This is a genomic window from Pseudomonas sp. MS19, from assembly GCF_013277615.1.
Taxonomy (GTDB): Bacteria; Pseudomonadota; Gammaproteobacteria; order Pseudomonadales; family Pseudomonadaceae; genus Aquipseudomonas; species Aquipseudomonas marincola.
Genome location: NZ_VBTO01000008.1, coordinates 427,422 through 454,332 on the forward strand (window position 1 = coordinate 427,422; position 26,911 = coordinate 454,332).

General features: G+C 58.1%; 31 protein-coding genes. 9 read left to right on the forward strand and 22 right to left on the reverse strand.

Annotated elements, in window-relative coordinates; translation table 11 throughout:
- Positions 1 to 564 carry a lipocalin family protein gene (locus FEZ62_RS09175; protein ID WP_170827719.1) on the forward strand — a complete coding sequence of 188 codons (564 nt, stop codon included), beginning with the start codon at positions 1 to 3 and terminating at the stop codon, positions 562 to 564.
- A gap of 28 nt (positions 565 to 592) precedes the next feature.
- Here the strand turns inward: FEZ62_RS09175 and FEZ62_RS09180 are convergent, their stop codons facing one another.
- Positions 593 to 1,027 carry a hypothetical protein gene (locus tag FEZ62_RS09180; RefSeq protein ID WP_150547849.1) on the reverse strand — a complete coding sequence of 145 codons (435 nt, stop codon included), beginning with the start codon at positions 1,025 to 1,027 and terminating at the stop codon, positions 593 to 595.
- Between the two features lie 116 nt (positions 1,028 to 1,143).
- Here FEZ62_RS09180 and pip point away from each other — a divergent pair, with 116 nt between their 5' ends.
- Positions 1,144 to 2,115 (forward strand): prolyl aminopeptidase, encoded by a 972-nt coding sequence (gene pip, locus FEZ62_RS09185; RefSeq protein WP_172927452.1) that lies wholly within the window; start codon positions 1,144 to 1,146, stop codon positions 2,113 to 2,115.
- Complete coding sequence (gene dtd / locus FEZ62_RS09190) at positions 2,112 to 2,549, forward strand: D-aminoacyl-tRNA deacylase (protein ID WP_172927453.1); 438 nt, start codon at positions 2,112 to 2,114, stop codon at positions 2,547 to 2,549. Before pip ends, dtd begins: the two co-directional genes overlap by 4 nt.
- Before the next feature lie 71 nt (positions 2,550 to 2,620).
- Here the strand turns inward: dtd and FEZ62_RS09195 are convergent, their stop codons facing one another.
- Positions 2,621 to 3,211 carry a 2-hydroxychromene-2-carboxylate isomerase gene (locus FEZ62_RS09195; protein WP_172927454.1) on the reverse strand — a complete coding sequence of 197 codons (591 nt, stop codon included), beginning with the start codon at positions 3,209 to 3,211 and terminating at the stop codon, positions 2,621 to 2,623.
- A 45-nt stretch (positions 3,212 to 3,256) separates the two neighbouring features.
- Positions 3,257 to 3,985 (reverse strand): SDR family oxidoreductase, encoded by a 729-nt coding sequence (locus FEZ62_RS09200; protein WP_172927455.1) that lies wholly within the window; start codon positions 3,983 to 3,985, stop codon positions 3,257 to 3,259.
- A gap of 100 nt (positions 3,986 to 4,085) precedes the next feature.
- Here FEZ62_RS09200 and FEZ62_RS09205 point away from each other — a divergent pair, with 100 nt between their 5' ends.
- The gene (locus FEZ62_RS09205; protein WP_069898406.1) at positions 4,086 to 4,580 is read left to right on the forward strand and encodes a helix-turn-helix domain-containing protein; all 495 of its coding nucleotides are present in this window, start codon (positions 4,086 to 4,088) and stop codon (positions 4,578 to 4,580) included.
- A 6-nt stretch (positions 4,581 to 4,586) separates the two neighbouring features.
- On the opposite strand, the gene FEZ62_RS09210 is transcribed toward FEZ62_RS09205, so the two are convergent.
- The 9 genes from FEZ62_RS09210 to ubiE form a co-directional block, all read right to left on the reverse strand.
- Positions 4,587 to 5,294, reverse strand: coding sequence for a 16S rRNA (uracil(1498)-N(3))-methyltransferase (locus FEZ62_RS09210; protein WP_172927456.1), 708 nt, complete (start codon positions 5,292 to 5,294; stop codon positions 4,587 to 4,589).
- On the reverse strand, positions 5,291 to 6,127 hold the full coding sequence (gene tatC, locus FEZ62_RS09215) for a twin-arginine translocase subunit TatC (RefSeq protein WP_069898404.1): 837 nt from the start codon (positions 6,125 to 6,127) through the stop codon (positions 5,291 to 5,293). The genes FEZ62_RS09210 and tatC overlap by 4 nt, the downstream gene beginning before the upstream one ends.
- Entirely contained in the window at positions 6,124 to 6,513 is a 390-nt protein-coding gene (gene tatB / locus FEZ62_RS09220; protein WP_172927457.1) for a Sec-independent protein translocase protein TatB, read from the reverse strand. The genes tatC and tatB overlap by 4 nt, the downstream gene beginning before the upstream one ends.
- 115 nt (positions 6,514 to 6,628) lie before the next feature.
- Positions 6,629 to 6,862 carry a twin-arginine translocase TatA/TatE family subunit gene (gene tatA, locus FEZ62_RS09225; protein ID WP_069898402.1) on the reverse strand — a complete coding sequence of 78 codons (234 nt, stop codon included), beginning with the start codon at positions 6,860 to 6,862 and terminating at the stop codon, positions 6,629 to 6,631.
- 27 nt (positions 6,863 to 6,889) lie between these two features.
- The gene (locus FEZ62_RS09230; RefSeq protein WP_069898401.1) at positions 6,890 to 7,222 is read right to left on the reverse strand and encodes a phosphoribosyl-ATP diphosphatase; all 333 of its coding nucleotides are present in this window, start codon (positions 7,220 to 7,222) and stop codon (positions 6,890 to 6,892) included.
- Complete coding sequence (hisI, locus tag FEZ62_RS09235; RefSeq protein ID WP_172927458.1) at positions 7,215 to 7,616, reverse strand: phosphoribosyl-AMP cyclohydrolase; 402 nt, start codon at positions 7,614 to 7,616, stop codon at positions 7,215 to 7,217. The genes FEZ62_RS09230 and hisI overlap by 8 nt, the downstream gene beginning before the upstream one ends.
- Positions 7,617 to 7,725: 109 nt before the next feature.
- On the reverse strand, positions 7,726 to 9,315 hold the full coding sequence (ubiB, locus tag FEZ62_RS09240) for a ubiquinone biosynthesis regulatory protein kinase UbiB (RefSeq protein ID WP_069898399.1): 1,590 nt from the start codon (positions 9,313 to 9,315) through the stop codon (positions 7,726 to 7,728).
- Positions 9,312 to 9,929, reverse strand: a complete 618-nt coding sequence (locus FEZ62_RS09245) for an SCP2 sterol-binding domain-containing protein (RefSeq protein WP_090510140.1) — start codon at positions 9,927 to 9,929, stop codon at positions 9,312 to 9,314. Before FEZ62_RS09245 ends, ubiB begins: the two co-directional genes overlap by 4 nt.
- Positions 9,929 to 10,699, reverse strand: coding sequence for a bifunctional demethylmenaquinone methyltransferase/2-methoxy-6-polyprenyl-1,4-benzoquinol methylase UbiE (gene ubiE, locus FEZ62_RS09250; RefSeq protein WP_069898397.1), 771 nt, complete (start codon positions 10,697 to 10,699; stop codon positions 9,929 to 9,931). Before ubiE ends, FEZ62_RS09245 begins: the two co-directional genes overlap by 1 nt.
- A 143-nt stretch (positions 10,700 to 10,842) precedes the next feature.
- Between ubiE and FEZ62_RS09255 the strand changes: the two genes are divergently transcribed.
- From FEZ62_RS09255 to FEZ62_RS09265, 3 genes are all read left to right on the forward strand, one after another.
- Positions 10,843 to 11,121 (forward strand): polyhydroxyalkanoic acid system family protein, encoded by a 279-nt coding sequence (locus tag FEZ62_RS09255; RefSeq protein WP_069898396.1) that lies wholly within the window; start codon positions 10,843 to 10,845, stop codon positions 11,119 to 11,121.
- A gap of 117 nt (positions 11,122 to 11,238) precedes the next feature.
- A complete protein-coding gene (locus FEZ62_RS09260; protein ID WP_069898395.1) occupies positions 11,239 to 11,673 on the forward strand; it encodes a phasin family protein in 435 nt (144 codons plus the stop codon).
- Positions 11,674 to 11,683: 10 nt separating this feature from the next.
- Positions 11,684 to 12,493, forward strand: coding sequence for a phasin family protein (locus tag FEZ62_RS09265; RefSeq protein WP_172927459.1), 810 nt, complete (start codon positions 11,684 to 11,686; stop codon positions 12,491 to 12,493).
- Positions 12,494 to 12,557: 64 nt separating this feature from the next.
- Here FEZ62_RS09265 and FEZ62_RS09270 read toward each other — a convergent pair whose 3' ends face one another.
- The 10 genes from FEZ62_RS09270 to FEZ62_RS09315 all read right to left on the reverse strand — a co-directional run bounded on the left by FEZ62_RS09270 (position 12,558) and on the right by FEZ62_RS09315 (position 25,555).
- Positions 12,558 to 13,172 (reverse strand): TetR/AcrR family transcriptional regulator, encoded by a 615-nt coding sequence (locus tag FEZ62_RS09270; RefSeq protein WP_069898393.1) that lies wholly within the window; start codon positions 13,170 to 13,172, stop codon positions 12,558 to 12,560.
- Between the two features lie 147 nt (positions 13,173 to 13,319).
- Positions 13,320 to 15,002, reverse strand: coding sequence for a class II poly(R)-hydroxyalkanoic acid synthase (phaC, locus tag FEZ62_RS09275; protein WP_172927460.1), 1,683 nt, complete (start codon positions 15,000 to 15,002; stop codon positions 13,320 to 13,322).
- A gap of 189 nt (positions 15,003 to 15,191) precedes the next feature.
- Positions 15,192 to 16,049 carry a poly(3-hydroxyalkanoate) depolymerase gene (gene phaZ / locus FEZ62_RS09280; protein WP_069898391.1) on the reverse strand — a complete coding sequence of 286 codons (858 nt, stop codon included), beginning with the start codon at positions 16,047 to 16,049 and terminating at the stop codon, positions 15,192 to 15,194.
- 138 nt (positions 16,050 to 16,187) lie between these two features.
- Positions 16,188 to 17,867: a class II poly(R)-hydroxyalkanoic acid synthase gene (phaC, locus tag FEZ62_RS09285; RefSeq protein WP_172927461.1), complete on the reverse strand. Its 1,680-nt coding sequence runs from the start codon at positions 17,865 to 17,867 to the stop codon at positions 16,188 to 16,190.
- 341 nt (positions 17,868 to 18,208) lie between these two features.
- Entirely contained in the window at positions 18,209 to 18,580 is a 372-nt protein-coding gene (locus tag FEZ62_RS09290; protein WP_069898389.1) for a DUF971 domain-containing protein, read from the reverse strand.
- 78 nt (positions 18,581 to 18,658) lie between these two features.
- Complete coding sequence (gene hslU, locus FEZ62_RS09295; RefSeq protein ID WP_172927462.1) at positions 18,659 to 19,996, reverse strand: ATP-dependent protease ATPase subunit HslU; 1,338 nt, start codon at positions 19,994 to 19,996, stop codon at positions 18,659 to 18,661.
- 26 nt (positions 19,997 to 20,022) lie between these two features.
- Positions 20,023 to 20,556, reverse strand: a complete 534-nt coding sequence (hslV, locus tag FEZ62_RS09300; protein ID WP_069898387.1) for an ATP-dependent protease subunit HslV — start codon at positions 20,554 to 20,556, stop codon at positions 20,023 to 20,025.
- A gap of 214 nt (positions 20,557 to 20,770) precedes the next feature.
- Positions 20,771 to 21,448, reverse strand: coding sequence for an SPOR domain-containing protein (locus tag FEZ62_RS09305; protein WP_069898386.1), 678 nt, complete (start codon positions 21,446 to 21,448; stop codon positions 20,771 to 20,773).
- Positions 21,449 to 23,188: an arginine--tRNA ligase gene (gene argS, locus FEZ62_RS09310; protein WP_172927463.1), complete on the reverse strand. Its 1,740-nt coding sequence runs from the start codon at positions 23,186 to 23,188 to the stop codon at positions 21,449 to 21,451. It lies immediately after the preceding gene.
- A 147-nt stretch (positions 23,189 to 23,335) separates the two neighbouring features.
- Complete coding sequence (locus FEZ62_RS09315) at positions 23,336 to 25,555, reverse strand: primosomal protein N' (RefSeq protein WP_172927464.1); 2,220 nt, start codon at positions 25,553 to 25,555, stop codon at positions 23,336 to 23,338.
- 165 nt (positions 25,556 to 25,720) lie between these two features.
- Between FEZ62_RS09315 and rpmE the strand changes: the two genes are divergently transcribed.
- On the forward strand, positions 25,721 to 25,936 hold the full coding sequence (gene rpmE, locus FEZ62_RS09320; protein ID WP_069898383.1) for a 50S ribosomal protein L31: 216 nt from the start codon (positions 25,721 to 25,723) through the stop codon (positions 25,934 to 25,936).
- 77 nt (positions 25,937 to 26,013) lie between these two features.
- A complete protein-coding gene (locus tag FEZ62_RS09325) occupies positions 26,014 to 26,796 on the forward strand; it encodes a thermonuclease family protein (protein ID WP_242454919.1) in 783 nt (260 codons plus the stop codon).
- The last annotated feature ends 115 nt before the right edge of the window (positions 26,797 to 26,911 follow it).

The window sequence follows — 26,911 nt, forward strand, 5'->3', positions numbered from 1 at the left end:
TTGATGCGTTTTCTATTGGTATTGCTGGCCCCGCTGGTGCTGGCCGCGTGTGCGAATTCGGGTACTGGTTCGGTGCCGCCGAAAACAGTCGACAAGGTTAATCTGGAGCGTTATCAGGGCACCTGGTACGAGCTGGCGCGCTTGCCGATGTTCTTCCAGCGCAACTGTGCGCAGTCCGAAGCGCATTACGATCTGCGCGATGACGGCACGGTGGGCGTGCTCAATCGTTGCCGCAGCGCCGAGGGCGGCTGGCAAGAAGCCCAAGGCACCGCTGTTCCCCAGGTTCAGGGCAAGACCGACAAACTGTGGGTGAGCTTCGACAACTGGTTCAGCACGCTGCTGCCGGGCGTTAGCAAGGGCGAGTATTGGGTGTTGTATCTCGACGATGACTACACCACCGCAGTCGTCGGCAGCCCGGATTACGAGTACCTCTGGATTCTGTCTCGCACCCCCGAAGTTACCGAGTCGGTGCGCGACAATCTGGTCGACGTTGCCCACGGCCGTGGCTATGACACCAGCAAGCTGATCTGGCGCACGCCGGACTCGAAAATGCCGGCCGAGTAAACCGTTGCAGAGCGCGCGTGAGTTAGGCTCATTGCCAGTTCAGGCGTGCCAGCAACCATTGATCATCGACGCGCCACCACTCAAGTTCTACGCTGTAGTGGCGGGCGCTGTCGGGGATCAGCCCTTCGGCACCGGTTAGTGCGATTTGTGCCTGAGTACGACCAATATTCTGATACACCGGATCGATCTGGCTCTGCTTGCTCAGTGCGAGTACCCGGACGTTCTTGTGGCGCAGAAACAGCAAGGTCATGGTGCGCTTGGCCCAGTCGCGGTCATACATCTGTTGCGCACTGAAGTCGTCGTGCAGTTGCTCCATCACGGCGCTGTTGCGCTTGTTCTCAAGGCTCTCCTGCAGGCGTTCAACCGCCGCTTCCAGTTCACTTTGCGGTGTTGTGTCTGCCGAGCAACCAAGCAGTTGGGTCAGCAACAGAATAAATGCCAGACCAAACGTTTTAACTGCCATACATAGATGCCTTTTCATGGTTATGATGCCCGACGGAGTGTCGCACGCAATCAGTCAGCACTGGCGTCATGATGGTGAAGACTTTGCGTCACGCAAGAGAAAGTCAGGAGTATGTCATGCAGACGCTGTACCCGGAGATCAAGCCTTACGCACGCCATGAGTTGTCCGTCGAGACGCCGCATGTGCTTTATGTCGATGAAAGCGGCTCGCCCGACGGCCTGCCGGTGGTCTTTGTTCACGGCGGCCCAGGCGCTGGTTGTGATGCGCTGAGCCGGCGCTTCTTCGATCCTAATCTCTATCGCATTATCACGTTTGATCAGCGCGGTTGTGGCCGTTCGACGCCGCATGCAAGCCTCGAAAACAACACCACCTGGGATCTGGTGGCTGACATGGAGATAATCCGTGAGCACCTGAAAATCGATAAATGGGTGCTGTTTGGCGGTTCCTGGGGTTCAACCTTGTCGCTGGCCTACGCGCAAACCCACCCCGACCGGGTTAGCGCTCTGATTCTGCGTGGCATCTTCCTGTGCCGTCAGCAGGAGTTGCAGTGGTTCTATCAGGAAGGTGCGAGCCGCATGTTCCCGGATTTCTGGCAGGACTATGTCGCGCCAATCCCTGTTGATGAGCGTGGCGATATGATTCAGGCCTTCTACAAACGCCTCACCGGCCCTGATCAGATCGCCCAGATGCACGCCGCCAAGGCCTGGTCGACGTGGGAAGGGCGTACTGCCACCCTGCGCCCCAATCCGCAGGTGGTGGAGCGTTTCAGCGAGGCGCACCGCGCGTTGTCGATTGCGCGCATCGAGTGCCATTACTTCGTCAACAACGCCTTTCTTGAGCCGAATCAGCTGCTCAATAACATGCCAAACATCGCCCACTTGCCGGGCATTATCGTGCACGGTCGGTACGATGTGATCTGCCCGCTTGAAAACGCCTGGGAGCTGCATCAGGCCTGGCCGAATAGCGAATTGCAGATTATCCGCGATGCCGGGCACGCGGCCTCGGAAGTCGGCACCACCGATGCGCTGGTGCGAGCGGCCGATCAAATCGCCCATCGTCTACTCAACCTGGCACCGGATGAAGCATGAAAGCACTGATTCAACGTGTTAGCAGTGCGCGGGTCGAGGTGGCCGCAACCTGCGTGGGCGCTATCGAGCAAGGCTTGCTGGTGCTGGTTGGCGTCGAGCCGCAGGATGATCAGGCGAGCGTCAGCAAGATGCTCCACAAGCTGCTCAACTACCGGGTATTCAGTGATGCCGATGGCAAGATGAATCTGTCGCTGAGCGATGTGCAGGGCGGGTTGTTGCTGGTTTCGCAGTTTACGCTGGCGGCCAATACCAAAAGCGGTCTGCGCCCGAGCTTTTCCAGTGCCGCGCCGCCACAGCAAGGTGCTCAGGTATACGATGAGTTGGTCGCGATGGCGCGCAGCAAGCACGCGCAAGTAGCGACCGGCGAGTTTGGTGCCGACATGCAGGTGCATCTGGTCAATGACGGGCCGGTAACCTTTCTGCTGGAAACCTGATACGCACTTTTTCGCGATCACATAAACGCCTGCGAAGCCCTTTTAAATCTGGCTTCGCAGGCGTTTTGCGTTCAACCGTTTGCCAGTGCTTCGCGAACGAAGTCGAGGCGGTCCTGGCCAAAGAACAGCTGCTCACCGACAAACATCGTCGGGGCACCAAATGCGCCGCGTTTGATGGCGTCTTCGGTGATGGTCTTGAGCCGCTCCTTGACCGCCTCATCGCTGACCATCGCCAAGAAGGTTTGCGGATCGAAGCCGTTCTTGGCTAGGACTTCGCCTAGTACCTGCGGGTCGCCGAGGTTCTGTTTGTCGACCCACATGGCGCGAAACACGCATTCGACGTATCGCGCGAAATGTTCGGTGCCCAAATAGCCTGCCGCGCCGCGCATCAGCGTGATCGTGTTGATCGGGAAGTGCGGGTTGAAATTCATCTCGACCTGATAGCGCTTAGCGAAGCGGGCCAGGTCCTGAAACATGTAGCGGCCTTTGCTGGGGATCATCGCCGGAGACTGATTGCCAGTGGCCTTGAATACCGCACCCAGCAGCATCGGCTGCCAGATGATTTCAGCGCCTGCCTGCTGGGTTATTTCAGGCAGTTGTGTCCAGGCCAGATAACTTGCCGGACTGCCAAAGTCGAAAAAGAACTCTACGGTTTTACTCATAATGATGTGCTCAAGTCAGCGATTTATTGTTGTTTGCCCGTGCGCTCAGAAGGTTTCCTGCCAGGGGCGCAGATCCATCTCATGAGCCCAGCAATCTCGCGGCTGGACGTGAATATTCCAATAGGTGTCGGCGATGTGATCGGGGTTGAGAATGCCATCCTGATCCTTCTTCGCGTACATCTCGGGAAAGGTTTCGCGGATAAACGCGGTGTCGATGGCACCATCAATGATCGGGTGCGCAACATGAATGCCCTTGGGGCCTAGTTCACGGGCCATGCTCTGGGCCAATGCACGCAAAGCAAACTTGGCGCCGGCGAAAGCACAGAAACCGTTGCCGCCCCGCAGGGATGCCGTGGCGCCGGTAAAAATGATGGTGCCTTGGTTACGTGGCAGCATCACCCGAGCCGCTTCGCGACCGGTGAGAAAACCCGACAGCGCAGCCATCTCCCAGACCTTGCGGTACACGCGTTCGGTGGTTTCGGTAATCGAGAACCGCACATTGGCGCCAATGTTGAACACGACAACTTCCAGCGGGCCAATCTCACGCTCAATGGTATCGACCATTTCGACTACCTGGCTCTCGATACGGGCGTCACAACCAAAGGCTCTGGCCTGACCTCCGGCGCTGGTGATGTCGTCCACCAGCGGCTGCAATTTCTCGGCATTACGCCGCGCTACGCACGCCACATAGCCTTCGCGGGCAAACCGTTTGGCAATTGCCGAGCCGGTTGCATCGCCCGCGCCCACCACCAGAATCGCTTTTTGTTGGTTCATTTTTGCCTCGATGGGTTCTGTTTTGGAACTTATAAGATAGTCAGTTCCACTTTAGAACTTGTCAAGCTACTCTAGCACCGTACTCGACGGAGGCTGATAAATGCGCTGGGAACAACTGGACCAACAACCGTGCTCGCTGGCGCGCACGCTCTCGGTGGTGGGCGATCGCTGGACGCTGCTGGTGCTACGCGAATGCTTTCTCGGCGTGCGGCGTTTCGATGAGTTTGAAAGTCGCCTCGGCGTTACCCGCCATGTGTTGGCTGACCGCCTGAAAAAACTGGTCGAAGCCGAGGTTCTGGTCAAACAGGCTTACCAGCAGCGGCCTGTGCGCGAGGAATACCGGCTGACGCCAAAAGGAAGGGATCTGTATCCGGCCGTGTTGGCCCTGGTCAATTGGGGAGACCGCCACATGAGCGGCGCAGAAGGCCCGCCGATTCGTCATATCCACAAACCCTGCGGCCAGCACATGCATGGCGTACTGGTGTGCTCCGAGTGCGCCGAGCCGTTGCAGGCCGGTGAGGTGATGCTGGAGGAGGGCGAGGCGTTTCACGGGCAGTTATTGCCCGCGCATTGGCATCAGCAGGGCGAGCGCTAACAGAGCTTAGAACAGGCGCGCGAGCAGGGCGGTAACGGCCGTCTCGACGCGCAGGATGCGTTGTCCGAGTTGCACCGGCGTCATCCCCGCGCCTTGCAGCAAATCGATTTCATAGGGGATCCAGCCGCCTTCCGGACCTATCGCCAGGGTAACTGCCTGGGTCACTGCGCGTGGGCATTCCTGATATTCGCCGGGGTGACCGACCAGTGCCAGACTGCCCGCAGCTAGTTGCGGCAGGCGATCTTCGACAAAGGGTTTGAAGCGTTTCTCGATGATGACCTCGGGCAGCACGGTGTCGCGTGCCTGCTCCAGGCCCAGAATAAGTTGCTCACGAATGGCTTCGGGGTGCAGAAACGGCGTTTGCCAGAAGCTCTTCTCGACCCGATAGCTGTTAAGCAAAACCAGGCGCGGTACGCCCATGCTGCTGACGGTTTGCAGCACACGGCGCAGCATTTTCGGTCTGGGCATGGCGAGCAGCAGGGTCAACGGCAATTTGGCGGGAGGCGGCTGGTTGAGTTCGATCTGGATTTCGGCCTGATCGCTGCCCAGCTGCAAAATCTTGCCCGTGCCCATCAGGCCATCGAGGCGGCCCACACGCAGGGTGTCGCCGGTTTCGGCGCGGTGCACTTCATGCAAATGCTGCAACCGCCGGCCGCGCAACAGGGCGCGGTCGGTGGTGATGAAATCAGCATCTTCGAGGAGCAGTAAATTCACGGTTGCGCAGCAGGCGGCTGGTCGTCGTGGCCTGTCTCGGCATCGCGGGTTGGCGTGCTGGCTGGCGCATCTTCAGGCATTTCGTCTTCTTCGCTGTATTCGCTGCGGCGTTTCACCAGCGCGCCAAACAGCAAGCCGGTCTCGAACAGCATCCACATCGGCACGGCGAGCAAGGTTTGCGAGAAGATATCCGGCGGGGTCAACACCATGCCGATGGCGAAGCAGCCAACGATCACGTAGGGGCGGCTCTTGCGCAGGGTTTCGACTTCGATGATGCCGACCCAGATCAGCAGGAAGGTCGCGACCGGAATCTCGAAGGCCACGCCGAAGGCAAAGAACAGCGTGAGCACGAAGTCGAGATACTGGCCGATGTCGGTCATCATCTCGACGCCTTCCGGGGTCACGCTGGCAAAGAAGCCGAACATGATCGGGAACACGACGAAGTAGGCGAATGCCATGCCGCCGTAGAACAGGAAAATGCTGGAGATCAGCAGCGGTACGGCAATGCGCTTCTCGTGCTTGTACAGGCCGGGCGCGATGAAACCCCAGATCTGCTGCAGGATGATCGGCATCGACAGGAACAGGGCGACCATCAAGGTCAGCTTGAACGGCGTCAGGAACGGCGATGCCACGCCGGTCGCGATCATGGTGGCGCCTGCGGGCAGGTACGCACGCAGTGGCGCGGCGACCAGCGCGTAGATGTCTTGAGAGAAGTAGAACAGTCCGGCAAACAGCAGCAGTACTGCAACAACGCTACGCAGCACCCGCGTGCGCAACTCAGTCAGGTGCGAGATCAGGGGCATTTCCTGATCGCTTTGGCTATCTCGGCTCATGGTTGTGAGGCTTTATCCTGGCTGGCGTCTGGAGTAGGTGAGGGCGGTGTTTGCGGCTTGGCAACCTCGGCAGCCGGCGTACTGGGTGCAGGTTTGGGTTCTGCGGGCGTTGGCTCGGTGTTGGCGGTAAACGGGGCGGTGATCTCTTGTTTCATCGCCTTCATTTCGCGCTCAAGGTCGAGAATCTGCTCGTTGTGCAGTTGCCGGCGAATTTCGTCGGCGCCGATTTCGCGCTCAACTTCAGCCTTCATGGTGTTGAAACTGCGTTTGATACGGCCAATCCATAGCCCGGCAGTGCGCACCGCTCCCGGCAACCTTTCGGGGCCAAGAACCAATAATGCGACCAAGCCAACCAATAGCAGCTCGGAAAAACCTACATCGAACATGAGGACGTGCTCTCAGGGTGCCAGGATAAAACCACTGCGCCTGCAAGCAGCCAAATGTCCGCTCAATCGGGCGTTTGGCTGCTTGCAGGCATTGTTCACAACAAATCAGCGCTGCTTAGTCTTTCTTGGCAGGCTCTTCGACTTTGTGCGCCTGGGCATCAATGGTCTGCCCTTGCTTCTCTTCAACGGAAGGCTTTTCAGCCTCGTCGGTATTCATCGATTTACGAAAGCCTTTGATCGCATCACCGATGTCCGAGCCCATGCCTTTGAGGCGTTTGGTACCGAACAGCATGACCACGATCAGCAGGATGATCAGGAGTTGCCAGATGCTAATGCCACCGAAACCCATGCGAATTACTCCGTTGTTATCATTAGATTAGGATTGTGGACGTGCGGCTTTTTCCGCATGCCCAGAAAGTCCAAAACGTCTGTCCAGCTCATCAAGCACAGCTTGCGGATGTTGCCCCAGCGAGGCCAGCATCACCATGCTGTGAAACCACAAGTCAGCAGTTTCGTAGATCACGTCACTGCAATCACCACTGTTTGCCGCGTCTTTAGCCGCAATAATGGTTTCAATCGATTCTTCGCCAAGCTTCTCAAGAATCTTGTTCAGGCCCTTGGCGTACAAACTCGCCACGTAGGAGGAGTCTGCAGCGGCGCCTTTACGTGATTCGAGCACTTCGGCCAGTCGGTTGAGCGTATCAGTCATGGCCGTTTCCCTTCTGGTAAATACTCTGCGGGTCTTTGATCACCGCATCAACGGTTTTCCAGCCGCCATTTTCAAAAACCCGATAAAAGCAGCTTTCACGACCCGTGTGGCAAGCAATGCCGCCGAGCTGTTCAACTTTGAGGATAATCACGTCCGCGTCGCAATCGAGGCGCAGTTCATGCAGTTTCTGCACGTGGCCGGATTCTTCACCCTTGCGCCACAGCTTGGCGCGCGAGCGAGACCAGTAAATCGCCCGCTGCTCGCTGGCTGTCAGGGCCAGCGCTTCACGGTTCATCCAGGCCATCATCAGCACGCGGCCAGTGAGGTGATCCTGAGCGATTGCCGGTACCAGGCCGTCACTGTCCCACTTGATATCATCGAGCCAATCGTTCATCACATCGTCCGCCCATGCGGGCTTTTCAAATAGGGTTTTCGGGCTACTCGGCGGCAGTCGCCGAGCAACCTATACACAGGTCTAGTGTGCCAGCACCGCTGCGGCCTGGCTATCGGCGCAGCACCAGGAATATCCCGCCGGCGAGCATGGCCCAGCTTGGCCAGACCAGCAGGCTCAGGCTCAGACCCTGAGTCACCGCGCCAGCAATCAACGCCGCGCCCAGCAGGCGTGATGCCCAGCCGTAGCGGCTTTGCGGCGTGACAGGTGCCGCGACTTGTTGCTGGTTCAGGCGGTCTAATGTGTCGCGCGCCATTTGCGACAGGTGCGGCACTTGCTCCGCCTGCAACTGCAGGTTACGCAGAACATTGCGCGGGCTTACCCGTTCACGCATCCAGCGCTCCAGAAACGGTTGCGCGGTGCTCCACAGGTCGAGATCGGGGTAGAGCTGGCGCCCCAGCCCTTCGATATTCAGCAGGGTTTTCTGCAGTAAGACCAGTTGCGGCTGCACTTCCATGTTGAAGCGTCGGGCGGTCTGGAACAGGCGCATCAACAGTTGGCCGAAGGAAATATCCTTGAGCGGTTTTTCGAAGATAGGCTCGCACACCGTGCGGATGGCGGCTTCAAAATCATTGACCTTGGTGGTCGCAGGAATCCAGCCAGAGTCGATGTGCAATTGCGCCACGCGGCGGTAGTCACGCTTGAAGAAGGCAATCAGGTTGCGCGCCAGATAGTCCTGATCTTCAGGGGTGAGGCTGCCGATGATGCCGCAGTCGATGGCGATGTATTGCGGGTTCCACGGCTGGCGATTGCTGACAAAGATATTGCCGGGGTGCATGTCGGCGTGGAAGAAGCTGTCGCGGAAAACCTGAGTGAAGAAAATCTCGACGCCGCGTTCGGCCAGCAGCTTCATGTCGGTGCGCTGATCGGCCAGGGTGTCCAGATCGGTAACCGGCACGCCGTAGATCCGCTCCATGACCAGCACTTGCGGGCGGCAATAGTCCCAGTAAACCTGCGGCACATAGAGCAGCGGTGAATCTTCGAAGTTGCGGCGCAGCTGGCTGGCATTCGCCGCCTCGCGGAGCAGGTCGAGTTCGTCGTAGATGGTCTTTTCGTAGTCGCTGACTACTTCGACCGGGCGCAACAGGCGGGCATCTGCCGAAGCCTTTTCGGCTAATTTGGCGAGCAGGAACAGCCACGCGATGTCCTGGCGAATCACCGGTTTGAGGCCGGGGCGAATCACCTTGATCACCACTTCTTCGCCGCTCTTGAGCTGCGCCGCGTGCACCTGCGCAATCGAGGCCGAGGCCAGTGGTTGAGCATCGAAACGGGCGAACATGTCACTGACTTTAGCGCCCAGTTGCGCCTCGATCAGCGCCTTGGATTGCACCGGATCGAAGGGCGGCACCTGATCCTGCAGCCTGGCCAGTTCGTCGGCGATATCAGGCGGCATCAGGTCGCGACGGGTCGAGAGCAGTTGGCCAAACTTGATAAAGATCGGCCCGAGGTCTTCCAGCGCCAGACGCAAGCGCTCGCCGCGGGAAAGGTTCAGCGTTTTGCGCGGCAGCCAGCGCCAGGGCAACAGGTAGCTCAGTGCACGCACCCAAAACGGGATTGGCAGGGCAAGTAGCAGGTCATCCAGTTGGTAGCGGATGATGACCCGCTGGATACGCAGTAAACGACGGGCGGCAAGCAGCTTCATGCTTTCGGCTTTTTCAGGTTGGCGAGGCGCTCAACGCGGGCGTCGAGGCGATCCAGGGCGATTTTTAGCGAGTCGAGTTCGGCAAAGCGTGCTTGCGCTTCCCGCTCGCCGACCAGACTGCGCGACTCTTCACTGAGGTAGTCGGTGAGGTTCAGACGCAAGCTGTTCAAGGTCTGGCTGGTCCAGTTGTAGCGGCTGCGCAAATGGCTGCTGAGCAACTGGCTGGCCACCGGGCCAAGCCAGCGCGACAGCTCGTATTCCCAGTCGAGCTGCAAGTCCTGAAGGATTGCGGCGAGATCGAGCAGGGCGGCGCTGTCGCCTTCGAGGCTGACGTCCTGGCTGTGCAATATGGCGGTCTTGTCTGCGCTCAGGCCCAGTTGCAGCAGCTTGCTGGCACTGGCGCGCAAGCGACACGCCACATCGCCTTCCCACTGAGAGGCGAGGCGAATGCCCTGGCCGTCGGCAAGGATGAACAATTGCACAGCCGGGCTCTGGCATTCGACCGCAATCACCCGGCCATTCAGGCGCGCCAGTCGTGGCAGCGCTGTGCTGTCCATGACAAGTACGCGATTAAGGCCCAGCTCAATGCTGGCCAGAATGCCGCTGAGCATCATCAGGGTTTGATACCGCGATGCAGGGCGACAATGCCGCCCGTCATGTTGTGGTAAGTGGTGCGCTCGAAACCAGCGTCGATCATCATGCCCTTGAGGGTTTCCTGATCGGGGTGCATACGAATCGACTCAGCCAGATAACGATAGCTGTCGGCGTCGTTGGTGATCAGCTTGCCAATCAGGGGCATCACGCGGAACGAGTAGCTGTCGTAAGCCTTGGAGAGCATGTCGCTGGACGGTTTGGAAAATTCCAGTACCAGCAGGCGGCCGCCCGGTTTGAGTACGCGCAGCATTGAGCGCAGGGCGTCTTCTTTATGGGTGACGTTGCGCAGGCCGAAGGCGATGGTGACGCAGTCGAAGTGGTTGTCGGGGAAGGGCAGTTTTTCGGCGTCGGCCTGAACGAACTGCACATTGCCCGAGACACCTTTGTCGAGCAGGCGGTCGCGGCCGACCTTGAGCATCGACTCGTTGATGTCGGCCAGTACCACTTCACCGGTCGGGCCTACCAAACGCGCAAACTGGCGCGCCAGATCGCCCGTGCCACCGGCAATATCCAGAACCCGGTTGCCGGTACGTACGCCAGACAGCTCGATGGTGAAACGCTTCCACAGGCGGTGCATGCCGCCAGAGAGCAAGTCGTTCATGACATCGTACTTGGCAGCTACAGAGTGGAACACCTCGGCGACTTTCTGCGCCTTTTGGCTTTCGGGAACATCCTTGAAGCCAAAGTGTGTGGTGGGTTCGCTGTCGTTGCTCTTGCGCGGGTCGTTCATATCGCGGCACCTGAATCAAAGTGGCCGCTATTCTAAACCTGCGACTGGCCTTATGTCTTGGCATGCGCTACAGGTGGTGTGAGCGAAATCGCCACAGGGGCTGATATAGTCACGTCTATCAAGTTGCTGTCTGGAGTGGATACATGGCCAAGATTGTTGTTGAACGTACGCATTCACTGGGTCGCGATGCCGCTCGCGAGAAGGCGGAGTACCTTGCCGAGCGTCTCGCCGAGCGGTATGACGTGCGCTACCGCTGGAATGGCGACACGCTGGAGTTCAAGCGCAGCGGGGCCGACGGTAGCATTGATGTCGGCGATAACAATGTGCTGGTAAAGCTCAATCTGGGGCTGCTGCTTTCTGCACTGAGCCCGACCATCAAGCGTGAAATCGAAACGGTACTGGATAAACACCTGCAAGCCTGACAGCGAGTTGCGGCTATTTTTGAACCTAGTATGTGGTTTCTAATTTTTCTCGGTACCTTGCTCTCAAGCCTGCGAAGTGTGGGCGTTTCCTCTTAATAATGATGAGTGAGGTGCACCATGTCCAAAGTGATCGCAAAGAAGAAGGTAGAGGCTGCTGTTGAAGACAAATCCAGCACCCTGGGCGACGTTAAGGTTTACGCGCGCAAAATTTGGCTGGCTGGTCTTGGCGCATACGCCAAGGCGGGTCAGGAAAGCGGTGAATATTTCAAAGAGCTGATCAAGGCCGGCGAAGGCGTTGAGAAGACCGGCAAGAAGCTGGTTGATGACCAGCTGGAAGCTGCCAACACTCAGATTGTTCAAGTTAAAAGCAGTGTTGTTGGTGTGAAGAGCAAGGTCGAAGTTCAACTCGACAAAATTGAGCACGCATTCGATTCGCGCGTTGCTGCTGCTCTTAACCGTATCGGCATCCCATCCAAGCAAGACGTTGAAGTTCTGTCTGCTAAGCTGGATGAGCTGAACGCATTGCTCGATCACGTCGCGCGTACCAAGTAAGGAGAGCACCATGGCTGTTAAGAAAAAAACAGAAAAAGTAGAAAAGCAGACGACCTCTTGGGTCGGTGGTATTGAAAAGTACTCCCGTCAAATCTGGCTGGCCGGTTTGGGCGCTTATTCAAAAGTCAGCAAGGACGGCAACAAGCTGTTCGACTCGCTGGTTAAAGATGGCGAGAAAGCTGAGAAGCAAGCCAAGACCGAAGTCGACAAGCAGGTTGGCGCGGTTAAATCCAGCGTTGATACTCGCGTGGGTTCAGCCAAGTCCAGAGTTGATGGCGTTAAAGATAAGGCCATCGGCAAGTGGGGCGAGTTGGAAGAGGCTTTTGACAAGCGTCTGAACAACGCGATCTCGCGCTTGGGTGTGCCTAGCCGCAATGAAGTCAAAGCACTCAACACTAAAATTGAAAGCCTGACTGCACAAATCGAAAAGCTGACTGGTGTATCGGTCAAGACGGTTGCCAAGAAGCCGGTTGCAAAAACTGCAGCTAAGCCTGCGGCCAAACCCGTTGCTAAAGCGGCCGCTAAACCCGCCGCCAAGAAGCCGGTAGCCAAAGCTGCTGCTAAACCTGCAGCTGCCAAGCCCGCTGCCAAAGCGGCCGCTAAACCTGCTGCGGCAAAACCAGCTGCTAAAGCCGCTGCAAAACCGGCTGCCAAGCCCGCCGCGCGTAAACCTGCGGCGCGCAAGCCAGCGGCAGCCAAACCCGCCGTCAAGCCGGCGGCTCCGGTAGCGACTCCAGCTGCGCCAGCGGCTACCGCAACGCCCTCTGCAGCTCCGGCAGCAACGCCAGCTGCAACTGCTACACCTTCCGCACAGTCGTAAGACGCGCTGATGTGAAAACGCCCGGCCAAGTGCCGGGCGTTTTTATGGGTGTTGCGGCTTGCGCTCAGGTTTCCAGGTAACGCTGCGCCAAGTGCTCTGCGGCAAAACGCGACTCGCTGTCCAGATGCGGCGCGACCAGCATCATGACCTGATAAACCACTACCCGGCTTTCCCCTTCCTTGCCGATGATGCGCTGATAGTCCAGCGAGAACAGCAGGGTCATGGTGATCTGCTCAACCAGTTGCCCCAGCGTTTGGGTGTCGCCCAACAGGGCATTGTCTTCACTCAGACGGGCCAGCAACGACGCCAGCGTGCGCTTGAGTGAGTTGAGCCAGAGGCGCATGCCGTGGGCTATTTTCGGCAGCCGTCCGGTCAGATTCGAAAGGTCCTGAAACAGGAATCGGTACTGGGCCATGCGCTCGACAATCAGGTGCAAAAACAACCAGTAGTCTTCAACCTCCAGCTCCACGTTTTCTGGCGGGTCGAGCAGCGGTGCGAGTTCAGCCTGGAATCGTTCGAACAGGCCGGTAATGAGCGGCTCTTTACCGTGAAAGTGGTAATAGAGATTGCCGGGAGAGATTTCCAGTTCGTTGGCGATCTCAAGTGTCGAGACGTTAGGCTCGCCCTCTTCATTGAATAAATGCAGGGCGCATTCAAGGATGCGGTCGCGGGTTTTCATGCACAGCTCTGAGTTGGCCAGCTAAGCCCTGAAGATAACCGTCAGCAGGGCGTTCGACTAGCGCTTGGATGGCAGTATTTAGTTGGCTCAGTCAAAAGAACGGGCAGGATGGCCTGCCCGCTGGTAACGCTCTTATCAAATAGCCGTTTAGCGCACGTGAACGTAAGTGCCAGGCGCGGCTTCCAGCGCCGGATGGCGTTGATTGCCGATGGCCACAATGGTTTCACGCTGCTCGCCGGAGCGCTCCTGTATCCACTCCAGCCACACCGGCCACCAACTGCCCGGCGTTTGCTTGGCATCGTAAAACCAGGCGCGAGGATCTGAGGTCATTTTCGGGTTGTCGTAGTAGTTGGATTTGCTGTTGCCGGGTGGGTTGAGAATGCTCTGGATATGGCCGCTGTTGGACAGCACGAAGCGCCGGTTACCGCCGAGCAGCAAAGCCGAGCGATAAACCGCATCCCACGGGGTGATGTGATCGTTGATGCCGGCCACGCTGAAACTGTCGATATTGACCTTCTGCAGGTCTATCGGCGTGCCGCAGATCTCCAGCCCAGCGCTGCGCGCGAGCGGGTTATGTTTGAAAAAGTCGATCAGGTCGCCATGCAGCGCAGCGGGCAGACGCGTGTTGTCGTTGTTCCAGTAGAGAATGTCGAACGAGGGAGGCTGTTTGCCCAACAGGTAATTGTTGACCCAGTAGTTCCAGATCAAGTCATTGGGGCGCATCCAGGCAAACACCTTGGCCATGTCGCGACCCTCAAGAACACCCTGCTGGTAGGAGCGCCGCTTGGCCGTTTCGAGGGTTTTCTCATCGGCGAAGAGCATGGCCGGGCTGTCGATCTGGCTGTCCATCAAGCTCACCAGATAGGTACTGCTGGCCACTTTTTTCAGCTGGCGCTTGGCTTGCAGATGGCCGAGCAGGGCGGCAATGGTCAGCCCGCCAGCGCAGGCGCCCATCAGGTTGACGTCTTTACTGCCGGTGATATCGCGGCAGGCATCAATGGCTTCTTCAAGCGCTTCTACATAACTCGACAGGCCCCACTCGCGATGTTGTGGCGACGGGTTACGCCAGCTGACCACGAATGTCTGCAGGTTATTTTTCAGGGCGTATTGGATCAGGCTTTTTTCAGGCGAGAGGTCGAAAATATAAAACTTGTTGATCTGCGGTGGCACGATCAGCAGGGGTTTGAGGTACTGCTTCTCGCTCATCGGCCTGTACTGAATGAGTTCGATCAACTCATTGCGAAACACCACTGAGCCCACCGTAGTGGCCACATTGCGACCGACTTCGAAGGCGTGTTTACTGACTTGGCTGGGCAGGCCGTTGTTGTTCATCAGGTCATCGTATAGATGATTGAGGCCTTTGAAGACGCTGCTGCCGCCGCTGTTGAACAGCTCTTTGACGGCCAGTGGATTGAGCAGCGAATTGGATGGCGACAGCGCGTCGCTGATGATTGAAAGCACGAACTTGGAGCGCGCCCGGTCATCGGCCGATAAATCACTTTCTTCGACCCACTTGTTCAGTTGCGCCTGCCAGGCCAGATACGCCTGCAAACTCCGGCGATAGAATGGATTCAGCTGCCAGGTCGGATCACTGAAGCGGCTGTCCTGCGGGTTGACCTTGTGTGGCGCGTCGCCCATCAACACACGGCCAAGTTGACTGCCAAACGCCGCTAAATGCTTGGCACTGTGCACCGGTTGTTTGAGCCCTTGCAGGGCAAGGGTGCGCAGCGTGGAGGCGAAGTCGCGACCGCGCAGGCCCGCGATCGCTGTTTGTGCATTCATGTGCTTGGCGGGGGGTGAAAAGCTCCCGCTATTAGTCTTGTTTTGCATCAGGCAGCACTCCATTACTAGAACATTGAGCCCAAGGTTCAGGATTGGTCAGCAAGGCTTATACCAATGCATGCAAAAGGTGCATGCCAGAGCGGGGCAGCCTGCTTTGAAGAAGCAGGGCATGGGCGCAAATGACTCAAATATAGACAGCAAGCACTACAATTGTGCGACAGCAAAGCGACCACGCGCTCAATGAGCGCGTGTCACTGCCGGTTCAGGGTGCATGATTGCGCGCTGCTTCTCGACCGCCAGAAACTTCATGATGATGGGCGCTACAGCTTCTGCCCGGGTCACCAGAAACAGGTGGCCGTCGTCGATGACATGCAGCTCGGAGTTGGGGATGCGCCACGCCAGCATGCGCATGTTGATGAGGGGAATAATCGGGTCGTCATCACCCGCCAGCACTAGGGTTGGTTGGCGGATCTTGTGCAGCCAGTGGATGCTGGTCCAGCCTAATCCTGCAAACAACTGCCAGTAATAACCGACCTTGCCAGAGGAGCGGACTTTACTGGCGTGCGCCATTGCCAGATCCGGGTCGCGACGAAATGCACCGCCATAAATGTGCGGTGCAATGCGCACGCCGTAGGAGGGCTGAACATAGCGCCGTGGGCTGGCCATGCGCATGAGCACCTTGGGCTTGCCCGGTATCATCACGGCGCCTGCCGAAGTGGCAGCCAGCACCAGTTTTTTGCAGCGCTCGGGGTAGTCGTGAGCAAACTGCTGCGCCAGTGCCCCGCCCCAGGAAACCCCAATCGCGTTGACTTGCCCGTAGTCCAGGTAGTCGAGCATGCGTGCCGCCAGTTTGGCTAATCCGGGAAAGCGAAAAGGTGTACTGGGCGTAGATGAACCACCCACGCCAGGTACATCGAATGCGATCACTTCAAGTTCCGGATCGAGCGCGCGAACAAACGGCATGACCAACTCGAGGTTGGCGCCGATGCCGTTGAAGATAAGCAGCGGCGCAATAGCGCTGTCGCCCGGACGCACAGCGGTGCGGATGGTTTGACCATCGATGTCGATGGTGCGGAAAACGAATGGACGCGACATACACTAATCCCTATCAGTTAATACGCTGGGCCTGACCAGTACCGGTGATTCCCAGCAAGCCGGATTCGCGCGCCGGCCAAGCCGGTTTTGCGAGCGGCACATCCTGTGCCGCGGGCATCATTGCGTAATACGCAAAATTTAACGTTCGTGAACGTAAGTCCCCGGTGCAGCTTCAGCGGCGGGGTGTTTCTTATTGCCCAGTGACGTCGGAGCTTTGTTCAATTTGCCTGAGCGCTCGGCAAGCCAGGCCTGCCAGTGTAGCCACCACGAGTCGGTGTGTTTGGTTGCGCCGTCCTGCCAGTCTTTCGGATCTTTAGGCATTTCGGAGTTGGTCATGTAGCGCGACTTGGGGTTGCCAGGCGGATTCAAAATACTTTGAATGTGGCCGCTGTTGGACAACACGAATTCACACTTGCCGCCGAATAACAGGGCCGATTTGTAACATGAAGTCCAAGGCGTAATGTGGTCTGTGGTGCCTGCCACGCAAAAGAAATCACAGGTGACTTGCTTGAGGTCGATTGGCGTTCCGCAGACTTCGAGCGCATTGGCCCGCGTGAGCGGATTGGTCTGGAACATGTCGATGAACTCGCCATGCAATGCAGCAGGCAGGCGGGTGGTGTCATTGTTCCAGTAAAGAATATCGAAAACCGGTGGCTCGTTGCCCAGCAGGTAATTGTTGACCCAATAATTCCAGATCAGGTCATTCGGCCGCATCCAGGCAAATACTTTGGCCAGATCGCTGCCCTCAAGCACACCAGCCTGATACGAGCGACGCTTGGCGGCTTCCAGGGTGAACTCATCGGCGAACAGCGCCACCTGGGTATCAAGGTGAGTGTCGAGCACGCTGACCAGCAAGGTCAGGGCATGAACCTTGGGGTCATTCAGGGCTGCGTAATGGCCTAGCAAGGATGCGGTCGTCAGGCCGCCAGAGCAGGCACCGAGCATGTTGATGTCTTTGCTGCCGGTAATCGAGGTGATGACGTCGATGGCTTCTTTGAGGGCTTCGATATAGGTTGAAAGCCCCCATTCGCGCTGAGCCTTGGTCGGGTTGCGCCAGCTCACGACAAAGGTTTGTACGTGGTTGCGCAGCAGGAAGCGCGACAGGCTTTTCTCGGGCGTCAGGTCGAATACGTAGTATTTGTTGATTTGCGGTGGCACCACCAGCAAAGGGCGTTCGTGTACTTGTTCGGTCACCGGGTTGTACTGGATCAGTTCAAGCTGATCGTTACGGAACACCACAGCGCCAGGCGTGGTTGCCAGGTTCTGGCCGACCTCGAATGCATCCTTATTGACCTGGCTTGGCAGACCGCCGTTATTCACCAGATCTTTGGCGAGATGGGAAAGGCCGTCGAGCAGGCTCTTGCCGCCGGTTTCGAAAAAGCGTTTTACCGCTGCGGGGTTGGCCATGGTGTTGCTCGGCGCCATGGCTTCGGTCATCAGGTTGATAACAAAGTGGCCGCGGCTGACGTCCTGCGGGGCCAGTGCGCTTTCTTCGATCCAGTCATGCAGCTCTTTGCGCCACGCCAGATAAGTTTGCAGATAACGACGGTAAAGCGGGTTTTGGCTCCAGGCCGGATCGGAGAAGCGGCGATCGCCATCTTCAGGTGTCAGCTCGGAGCGCCCGAGCATTACGTTCTTTAATTCAATGCCGAAATGGGCAACATGCTTGGCGCTGTGAAAGGGCTGCCGGAGTGCTTGTGAAAGCACCATGCGAGCAGATGTCAGCAGGTCTTTGCCTCGAATTCCAACTACCGGGTTGAGGCCCAGTGTGTTGTCTGAAGCTTGGCGCTTCAAGTCGTCGTTATTTTTATCTGTCATCGTTGACGCTCCACTGTCCTGGGTTTAAACCCACTTAATACCAGGTGGATCACTGCAGTGCCGGGCAGCTGCCGAACCTTTACCGCTGGGTAACCTGGGATAGATAAACAAAATTGTCTGTACAGCGCACATTTGTATGCAGGGAACTTACCAACCTCATTGGTTACCCGAGTTTTTCTAATAGCGCAAGCCAAGACAGCGCTTTTATAGCGCTGAAGTATGCGTGCAAGAATTAGAAAATGCGCTCTAACTGTGCGTGGCCGTCATGGTAATCACAATGTGCGCAATTGTGGGCCAGCATCATGAGCTAAGTCGCCGCAGAGGCCGACCGAGAGTACGGTTCAGGACATCAGACGTACGATTGACTCACTGGGGTCGCGGGATTTACCGGCTGCGCGCAATTCGGCGAGGTAGTCGTCCCAAAGTTCGGTTTGGCGGGTTGCGAGTTGGTAGAGGTAATCCCAGCTGAACAGGCCGCTGTCGTGCCCATCATCGAAGCACAGTTTTAGGGCATAGTTGCCGGCAGGCTCGATGCGGCTTATGCCGACGTTCAGCTTGCCCGTTTGCAGGACTGGATTGCCGTGGCCTTGCACCTCGGCAGAAGGGGAATGCACGCGCAGAAACTCGGCGCTCAGGGTGTAGCTCTGGTCGCCATATTTGAGCGTCAACGTTCTGGATGCTTTGTGCAGTTCGATGGCGCTGGGGATTCGCATGGCGTGGCTCTCAACAGTATTCACAGGGCAACCGGGAGCTGCGAAGGTGCAGTTCCCGGCCTGTGTATGCAGCTTAGATTAAAGAATATAACGCGACAGGTCTTCGTCTTCGGACAACTCACCGAGATGCTCGTTGACGTACTCGGCACCGATCTGGATCGGCTGCTCGCTGTGTTGCGCGGCCAGATCGCCGGCGCTGAACGAGACTTCTTCCAGCAGGCGCTCAAGCAAGGTGTGCAGACGACGCGCACCAATGTTCTCGGTCTTCTCGTTAACCTGCCAGGCGATCTCGGCAAGGCGCTTGATACCGTCCTCGGCAAACTGAATTTTCAGCCCTTCGGTTTGCAGCAGCGCGCTGTATTGCTCGGTCAGGGACGCATGCGGCTCGGTGAGAATGCGCTCGAAGTCCTGCGGCGACAGGGCTTTGAGTTCCACCCGGATTGGCAGGCGACCTTGCAGTTCAGGCACCAGATCACTTGGCTTGCTCAGGTGGAACGCACCGGAGGCGATGAACAGGATGTGGTCAGTCTTGACCATGCCCAGCTTGGTATTCACCGTGCAGCCTTCGATCAGCGGCAGCAGGTCGCGCTGTACACCTTCACGCGATACATCGGCGCCGCCGGTGTTGCCACGCTTAGCGACCTTGTCGATTTCATCGATAAAGACGATACCATTCTGCTCTACAGCTTCCAGCGCACGCGCCTTGAGCTCTTCCTCATTAACCAGGCGCGCGGCTTCTTCGTCGCGAACCAGTTTCAGTGCTTCGCCAACCTTGAGCTTGCGGCTCTTGGTCTTGCCTTTGCCCATGTTGGAGAACAGGTTCTGCAACTGGCTGGTCATCTCTTCCATGCCGGGCGGCGTCATGATTTCGATGCCGGCCGGGCTCTCGGAGACTTCAATTTCGATCTCTTTGTCGTCCAGCTGGCCCTCGCGCAAACGTTTGCGGAACAGCTGACGGGTGTTCGAGTCGTTGCTCTGCGCCTGCTCTTCGCTGAAGCTGCGTGCAGGTGGAAGCAAGGCATCGAGAATGCGCTCTTCGGCGGCATCTTCGGCGCGATGACGAACCTTGATGATCTCCTGCTCGCGAAGCATTTTTACCGAGGCATCGGCGAGGTCGCGGATGATCGATTCGACATCGCGGCCGACATAGCCAACCTCGGTGAACTTGGTCGCTTCAACCTTGATGAACGGCGCGTTAGCCAGTTTGGCCAGGCGTCGGGCGATCTCGGTCTTGCCGACACCGGTTGGACCGATCATCAGAATATTTTTCGGTGTGACCTCTGCACGCAAATCCAGCGGCAGCTGCATGCGCCGCCAGCGATTACGCAGGGCAATGGCCACTGCACGCTTGGCGTCATCCTGGCCAATGATGTGGCGGTTGAGTTCGTGAACGATTTCGCGGGGTGTCATCGACATAACTGGGGCTCCGGGCTGGACGAGGTTTACACCTCCGAGTCCAGCTCCTCGATTGTCAGGTTTTGGTTGGTGAACACACAGATTGAACCGGCAATGTTTAAGGCGCTCTCCGCGATCTCGCGGGCGGACATTTGCTCGGTATGTTGCAGCATGGCCAAGGCTGCGGCTTGGGCGAAACCACCGCCGGAGCCCATTGCAATCAGGCCGTGTTCAGGGTCTACAACATCACCGTTGCCGGTGATGATCAGCGATGCATCTTTGTTGGCCACAGCCAGCATGGCCTCCAGACGGCTTAGCGAGCGATCGGTGCGCCAGTCTTTTGCCAGCTCAACAGCGGCGCGAACCAGATGGCCCTGATGCTTTTCCAGTTTCCCTTCAAAGCGCTCAAACAGGGTAAAGGCATCCGCCGTGGCGCCCGCAAAGCCTGCGAGTACTTGGCCGTGATAAAGACGGCGGACTTTCTTAGCGTTGCCTTTCATAACGGTATTGCCAAGAGAAACCTGGCCGTCGCCGCCCATGACGACTTTGCCGTTGCGGCGAACTGAAACGATGGTGGTCAAGGGAGAGTCTCCACGCAGCGGGGCGAAAATGCCCAATAGGAACCAAATGGGGGGCCATAAGGCAATTTTCAACGGCTGAGCAAGGATTCTTCACTAAAGCTGTTGCTAAGTGCCTTGGTGACGGGGTTGCGCGGGGGGATTTTGCGGGGATTTTTTGGGTAGAAGCAGAGGGTTCAATGGCCAACACCTGAGTGATGGCCATTAAATTGAGCGCTTAGTTGCCTTGGCGTTGTTGCAGCAGCAAGTTGTTGAAGCCATTTTTGGACAGCGTGGCTTGCGACTTGTTGAGGTCTTCGCGAGTGGCGAACGGGCCAACCAGTACGCGATACCAGGTCTCGTCACGGACTTTGCCGGATTCAACATTCACATTCTGACCAAGCATGATGATTTGCGCGCGCACGCTGTCGGCATCGTCCTTGCGGCGGAACGAGCCCGCTTGCAGGAAGTACTTGGTGGTCACCGGAGCTTTGGCGATAACGGGTGGAGGCGGCGGCACTTCACCTGCCAGCGCGGCTTCAGCGCGTGCGGCGTCGATCTTGGCGGCTTCCTCCGGGGTTACCGGTTTTTGCTCAGGCGTTGGCGGCGTCTTTTCCACAGCCTCAGGCGGCACGATGACTTCAGAGCCTGGCAACAGGGTGTAGAAGTCATATTTCGGCTTTTCCGGGCCTGGATCAGGCTTGGTTTCCTTGGCTTTATTCTGGCTGTGTTGAGCCTTTTGCTCGGCGGCGCGTTTTATCGCATCGTCACCGGGCTTGAGATTCATCAGCAGCATCACGAAAACCCCGATGGCCAAACCGCACGCCAGCCAGATCCAGCCCGGCATTGGTTTTTTCGCAGGCGCCCGATTGCGGCTCGCGCCACGCTTGGGTGCTGGTTTTTTACGTGCAGCCACTTACATACGCTCCAGAGTTTCCAGGCCCAGCAGTTCCAGGCCCTGCTTCAACGTGCGACCGGTCAGTGCCGCGAGGCGCAGACGGCTTTGCTGGGTAGCAGGGTCTTCGGCCGCGATAATTGGGCAGTGTTCGTAGAAGCTCGAGAACAGCCCGGCCAGATCGTAGAGGTAAGCACACAGCAAGTGCGGCGTACCTTTGTCGGCAACGCTGTTGAGGACTTCACCGAACTGCGCCAGCTTACCCGCCAGTTCGATTTCATGTGTGGCCTGAAGCTGCAATTTGCCGTCTACCTCGTCGAAGCTTTTCCCCAGTTTGCGGAAAATGCTGGCGACGCGCGTGTAGGCGTACAGCAGATAAGGTGCGGTGTTGCCCTCAAAGCTGAGCATCAGTTCGAAGTTGAAGCTGTAATCGCTGGTGCGGTGCTTGGACAGGTCAGCGTATTTCACTGCGCCAATGCCCACGGCGCTGGCGATTTCGCGCAGCTGCTCTTCTGCCAGATCCGGGTTCTTGCCCTTGACCAGATTGTAGGCACGCTCTTCGGCCTCATCGAGCAGGTCGATGAGTTTTACTGTGCCGCCATCGCGGGTTTTGAACGGACGGCCGTCGGCGCCGTTCATGGTGCCGAAGCCCATGTGCTCAAGCTGCATGTCTTGTGCAACAAAGCCTGCGCGGCGAGCCACTTCAAAGGCCATCTGGAAATGCAGGGCCTGACGCTGGTCGACAAAGTACAGCGCGCGATCAGCTTTCAGGGTGTTGCTGCGATAGCGCATGGCGGCAAGGTCGGTGGTCGCGTACAGGTATCCGCCGCCAGCTTTCTGCACAATTACCGGCAGAGGATTGCCGTCTGCGTTCTTGAACTCGTCGAGGAACACGCACTTGGCGCCGTCGCTTTCGCTCAGCAGCCCTTTGGCTTGCAGGTCGCTGACCACGTTTGCCAGATCGTCGTTATAGGCGCTTTCACCTTTGACGTCTGCCGGGGTCAATTTGACGTTGAGGCGGTCGTAGGCCTTCTGGCAATGCGACAGCGAAATCTCGTTGAAGCGGTGCCACAAGCGCATGCACTCAGGCTTGTTCGCCTGAAGCTCCACCACCAGTGCGCGAGCACGATCGGCAAACTCAGGCGACTCGTCAAAACGTTTCTTGGCGGCGCGATAGAAACCTTCCAAGTCCGCCAGTTCGCTCTCAGCGGCTGCAGGATTCTCTTCCATGAAGGCCAGCAACATGCCGAACTGCGTGCCCCAGTCGCCTACGTGGTTCTGGCGGATAACTTCGTCGCCCAGGAACTCCAGGACACGGCCAACCGCATCACCGATGATGGTCGAACGCAGGTGGCCGACGTGCATTTCCTTGGCGAGGTTGGGTGATGAGAGGTCAATCACCACGCGCTGGGCCGGGCCGGCTTTACGCACGCCAAGCTGAGCGTCTTCAAGCAAAGCGTCAACGCGCCCGGCCAGAGCTTCGATGTTCTGATAAAAGTTGAGGAAACCCGGGCCTGCGATTTCGACCTTGCTGATTTGCGGGTCGGCAGGCATTGCAGCAATCAGCTTCTCCGCCAGATCACGCGGCTTCATGCCGGCAGGCTTGGCCAACATCATGGCGATGTTGCTGGCGAAGTCGCCGTGGGTTTTGTCCTTGGTATTCTCGACCTGAATGGTCGGGCTCAGACCCTCAGGCAACACGCCTTCGGCGGTCAGGCGGGTCAGGGCTTGCTGGATCAGGTTGCGAATGCTGTCTTTCATGGTCTGCTCAGTCGGCCGTGGCGTGTTGAAAACTCTGCATTATCGGCGGCTTGGGCCTGCGGCTTCAAGCTTCAACCTATCAATGGCAGGTAAACAGGCAATTATCGGGTATTTTTGCGCGTTTGGCGTAGAGAAAAGCGGCGCGGCTTAAAACAGGTCAATCGGGTCGACATCCAGCGACCAGCGCACTGCACGGCCGCTGGGCATCTGTTCCATTGCGGCGAGCCATGCATGTAAAAGACGGTGCAAGGGCGCACGTGCGGCAGATTGAATCAGTAACTGCGCCCGATAGCGTCCGGCGCGGCGCTCCATTGGCGCGGGCACCGGTCCCAGTAATTCGATGCCTTCAAGTTGCAATTCGCCAAGAAGCATTTCGGCTTCAGCGCAGGCTTCGTCGAGAAATCCTTCGGCCTGACCTGGTTTGTGGGCTTCTGCACGCAGCAGGGCCAAGTGACAAAACGGCGGCAAGCCGGCGTCGCGGCGCTCGGTCAGGGCCTGTTCGGCAAAGGCGAAGTAGCCTTGCTCGGTAAGCTGGACCAGCAACGGGTGATCGGCCAGATGGCTCTGGATAATCACCTTGCCAGCCTCTTCGGCTCGCCCGGCGCGGCCGGCAACTTGAACGATGAGTTGCGCCATGCGTTCGCTGGCGCGGAAGTCAGCAGAGAAGAGCCCGCCGTCGGCATCAAGAATGGCCACCAGCGTAACGCGTGGGAAGTGGTGCCCTTTGGCCAGCATCTGAGTGCCGACCAGAATACAAGGCTCTCCACGCTCAATGGTGGTCAGCAAGTTGTTCATGGCGTCCTTGCGCGAGGTGCTGTCGCGGTCGACGCGCAGGACCGGTACATCCGGAAACAGCGTGGCCAGCCGTTCTTCCGCACGCTCAGTGCCTGCACCCACCGGGCGCAAGTCCACGCGCTGGCATTTGGGGCAGTTGCGCGGCTGACGCTCGGCATGACCGCAGTGGTGGCAGCGCAGTTCGTTGGAGCGCTGGTGCACCGTCATGCGGGCGTCGCAGCGCGGACATTCCGACAGCCAGCCGCAATCGTGACACAACAGAGTCGGGGCAAAACCGCGCCGGTTGAGGAACACCAGCACCTGTTGGCCGGCAGCCAGCGTTTGGCTAATCGCCTGCTGCATGGGCCCCGATATGCCGGAGTCCAGCGGCAGGCTTTTTACATCCAGACGCAGGAAGCGCGGAGGCAATGCACCGCCCGCCCGCTTGTTGAGCTTGAGCAACTGATAACGCCCGCTGGTGGCGTTGTGCAAAGTCTCTAATGACGGCGTGGCCGAGCCGAGCACAATCGGCACGTTTTCCTGATGCGCGCGAACCAGCGCCAGATCCCTGGCGTGATAGCGCAAGCCTTCCTGCTGTTTATAGGAGGCGTCATGTTCTTCGTCGATGATGATCAAACCCGGATTTTTCATCGGGGTGAACAGCGCCGAGCGGGTGCCGATAATGATGTCGGCATCGCCGTCGCGGGCAGCGAGCCACGCATCGAGCCGGTCACGGTCATTCACTGCGGAGTGCAGCAGGGCGATTCTGGCGTTGAAGCGGCGCTCGAAGCGCGCGAGTGTTTGCGGGCCGAGGTTGATTTCCGGGATGAGTACCAGCGCTTGCTTGCCCGCCTGCAGTGTCTGATGAATGAGTTGCAGGTAAACCTCGGTTTTACCGCTGCCCGTCACACCTGCCAGCAAATAGGCACCATAACGACCAAAACCTTCTTGCACAGCTGTCGAGGCGGTGAGTTGCTCCTCATTGAGCGGCAGCTCGGGCTGCGCCAGCCAATTACTGTGTCGGGCACTTGGCGCATGTTGGCGTGTTTCAACCACCACCAGACCTTTGTCTTTGAGTTGTTCGAGGCTGTCTTTACTCAGTTGCAGTTGGCTGAGTAGCGAATGGGCAACCCCATGCGGATGCTGGGCGATGGTTTTCAGCGCCTGGCGCTGGCGCGGTGCGCGATTAAGGCGCGGGTCTTCAAGGTCGGCGCCCGGCGCGATTGACCAGAAGCGCTCCTGACGCGCGATCGCAGGCTCGCCCTGACGCAGTAGCGTCGGCAATGCCCAACTGAAGGTGTCGCCAATACTGTGCTGGTAGTACTGCGCGGTCCACATGCACAGCCGGAAAAAGGCCGGCGGCATGGGCGCTGTTTCATCCAGTACCTCAAGGGCTGGCTTGAGCTTGTCGGCAGGCACATCGCTGTGTGCGCTGACCTCGATCAAAACGCCAATCATTTCGCGGCGGCCGAAGGGCACACGCACGCGCATGCCTGGCTGCAGGGTATCGACAGACACGCCAACCGGCGCCAGATAATCGAACAGGCGGCGTAGCGGCGAGGGCAGGGCGAGGCGCAGAATGGCGTTGGGCACGCGGTGACTCCGCAAACAAAGGTCAGGATATTAGCATGGCTGCAGGCGACGGCTGGCAGTCACGTGATCTTGCATCAGCGCTTGAGTCTGTTATCATCCGCGGCCTATTTCTGTGCGGTATCTGACATAGGGTCAGGTGGCGGCACATATATTGAGGTATACCCCATGAAAGCTGATATCCATCCAGAATACGTCGCTATCGAAGCTACTTGCAGCTGCGGTAACGTGATCGAAACTCGTTCGACTCTGGCTAAGCCATTGAGCCTGGACGTTTGCTCTGAGTGCCACCCGTTCTACACCGGTAAGCAGAAAGTCCTCGACGCTGGCGGCCGTATCGACCGCTTCAAGCAGCGTTTCGGTGTGTTCGGCGCTACCAAGTAAGCAGCCAAACAGCCAGGAGCGACCTTATGGTCTGCTTCTTGTGTGTGAAAAAAGCGTCCCTTGTGGGCGCTTTTTTTATGCCTGCGTTTTTTGCAGCGCAGGTGCAGGCGCAAATACAGCCTCAGGCGTTTTGTTCGGCCAGCGAGGAGCTTACCTACGTTTCGGTCAAGCGGGTGGTCGACGGCGATACCTTGCGCCTAGTTGATGGTCGCAGTGTTCGCCTGATCGGCATCAACACCCCGGAGCTAGGCCGCAAAGGTCAAACCGCTGAGCCATTCGCCGTCGCAGCGCAGCGCCGTCTTCAGGCCCTTCTGGATGCCAGTGATGGGCAAGTCGGCCTGCAATATGGTGCGCAGCGCCATGACCGCTACGGGCGCACGCTGGCCCATGTGTTTGACGGCGCCGGGCGCAATATCGAGGCGCAGTTGCTCGCAAGCGGGCTCGGTTACCAGATAGCTATTGCGCCCAATCTGGCGCTGCTGGATTGTCAGCTGGCCGCCCAGCAGTTCGCCCGTGAACAGAACGCGGGTGTTTGGCGCCAGCCGGTGCTGCAGGCTCCCGAAGAGTTGACTCATGGTGGTTTCAGGCAAATCAGGGCGCGGGTGCGCAAGGTGCAGGTTAATGCGCAAGGTGCCTGGCTTGAGTTAGGGGCTGCGGTGATTCGCATTGACGGGCAGGCGCTGAAATCGTTCAAGCGCGAGTCGCTGGCAAATTATGTGGGGCGGGAGGTCATTGCGCGCGGTTGGGTGGTCGACAGAGCTTCGCGCGGTCGAAATAAGGTCGGGCGCGCGCGTTGGATGCTGATTCTGACCCATCCGACCATGATCGAAACGCTGTCATCAGTTAAAACCACTTTGTAATAGAAAAAAGGCCCGTTGGCACTGGTGCGCATTTCCTTAGCTAGGTAATAATCGAGGGGTCCTAATCACCGGGCAAGGATAGCCGGGTAAGCCTTGGTATGCCGACTGACTGATC